The sequence below is a fragment of the uncultured Maricaulis sp. genome (assembly GCF_963976135.1).
Taxonomy (GTDB): Bacteria; Pseudomonadota; Alphaproteobacteria; order Caulobacterales; family Maricaulaceae; genus Maricaulis.
Map to the genome: position 1 here is coordinate 1 of NZ_CAXBKN010000185.1, position 2,178 is coordinate 2,178.

Sequence of the window (2,178 nt, forward strand, 5' to 3'; positions counted from 1 at the left end):
GAAGAACTCGTCAATCAGCTCAGTGCGGCCGTGCATGAACTGCCTGGCAATCGCTATGAATTCACTCAACCCATCGAGATGCGGTTCAATGAGCTCTTGTCCGGCGTCCGGGCGGATGTAGCGGTGAAAGTGTTCGGCGATGATCTGGACACATTGCTGGAAGTCGGTCAGCGCATCGAAAACCTGCTGGAACGGGTCGAGGGTGCCCAGGACATTTCCATCGAGCAGGCAACCGGACTTCCGATGATGCAGATCGAGCCGCGCCGCGAAGCGCTGGCCCGGTATGGATTGACGATGGAAGATGTTCAGTCGGTGATCCGCACGTCATTGGCGGGGACCCGGGCCGGACAGATCTTCGAAGGCGACAGACGATTCGATGTCATCGTCCGCCTGCCCGAACCCTTGCGCGAAAACGTGTCACGCCTGGAACGTCTCAATATTCCCCTGCCCGACAATGGCGAGGGCCGCACCGAATTCATTCCGCTGCGGGAGCTCGCCGATATCGAGCTGACAATCGGGCCCAACCAGATCAGCCGGGAGAATGGAAAGCGGCGCATTGTCGTCACCGCGAATGTGCGGGGCCGTGACCTTGGATCCTTCATCTCGGAGGTTCAGGAACTGGTCCGCAATGAAGCGGCGATCCCGCCCGGCTATTGGGTTCAGTATGGCGGCACGTTTGAGCAGCTGATTTCGGCGGCCAATCGTCTGAGTCTCGTTGTGCCTCTGGTTCTGGTTCTGATTTTTGGCCTCCTGCTGGCCCTGTTCCGCTCGCTGGGAGACGCGGCCATCGTGTTTTCCGGCGTGCCCCTGGCCCTGACCGGCGGCGTCGCGGCACTGCTGCTGCGCGACCTGCCCCTGTCAATTTCGGCCGGGGTCGGATTTATCGCGCTTTCCGGGGTCGCCGTGCTCAACGGCGTCGTGCTGCTCACCTTCATTCGGTCCTTGATGGACGACGGGAAGCCGTTGGACACGGCGATCCGCGAAGGCGCACTGACACGGCTCAGACCGGTCCTGATGACCGCTCTGGTCGCCAGCCTCGGCTTTGTACCGATGGCGTTCAACATCGGTCCTGGCGCTGAAGTCCAACGTCCGCTCGCGACGGTGGTCATTGGGGGGATCATTTCGTCCACCATCCTGACCCTTATCGTTCTTCCGGCGCTGTTCCGGATCGTTCGAGGCTTCGCCAACAGGCGCCGCAAATCGCCGGAAGGAAATCAGACATGAGCATGATAACGACAGCGTGGCGAAGCTTCGCCACTGACCGGCAGGGATTGGTTGTGCATCGGAGCAATTCATGAAGACATCGACGATATCGGCTAGCGCCGCTCGCTGGGGCATGGGCCTGTTATGGGTCATCGCGTTTCTGGTGCTGATGGCCGGCGATGCCGTGGCGCATGGCGTCACGGAAGGCGATAAGGGCTATATCCAGGAAATTACGGGTGTTCACCTGATTTCCTTCCTCTATCTCGGTGCCAAGCACATGGTCACCGGCTACGACCACATCCTGTTCCTGTTCGGGGTCGTGTTCTTCCTCTACCGCCTCAAGCATGTCGGCATTTATGTCAGCCTGTTTGCGCTTGGTCATTCAACGACCATGCTGGCGGGAGTGTTCTTCAATATCGGGCTCAACGCCTATCTGATCGACGCGATTATCGGGCTGTCCGTGGTCTACAAGGCGCTGGACAATATCGGCGCCTTCCAGCGCTGGTTCGGTGTCCAGCCCTCGACCAAGGCCGCGACCCTGATTTTCGGCCTGTTCCACGGCTTCGGCCTGTCGACCAAGCTGCTGGACTATGACATCGCGCCCGACGGTCTGTTTCCCAATCTGCTGGCGTTCAATGTCGGCGTGGAAATCGGCCAGTTTCTCGCCCTCGCGGTCATCCTGATCGCAATGGGCTTCTGGCGGCGCACGACCAGTTTCGGGCAACACGCCTACGCCGCTAACGTCGTGCTGATGTGCGCCGGCTTTATTCTCATTGGCTATCAACTCACCGGCTATCTGGTCGCCTGACCTGGCTACAAGGAGATTTTTTCATGTTCAATTCCCAACTCCCCGCACGCGAGGACCTTCCCTCGACCGCAAGCCTGCTCAAGTCGACCGCGATTGCCCTGGGTGCCGCTATCGTCCTTTTGGTGACGGTTGTCCTGCCGGCTGAATACGGCATCGACCCGACCCGG

The 2,178-nt window shown here is 59.9% G+C and carries 2 protein-coding genes; both read left to right on the plus strand.

The annotated features are described in order from the left end of the window. On the plus strand, positions 1-1,224 hold a 1,224-nt coding region (locus AAC023_RS14415; protein WP_339741998.1), incomplete at its 5' end, for an efflux RND transporter permease subunit. Between the two features lie 70 nt (positions 1,225-1,294). Beyond that, positions 1,295-2,011, plus strand: a complete 717-nt coding sequence (locus AAC023_RS14420; protein WP_339742000.1) for a HupE/UreJ family protein — start codon at positions 1,295-1,297, stop codon at positions 2,009-2,011. The last annotated feature ends 167 nt before the right edge of the window (positions 2,012-2,178 follow it).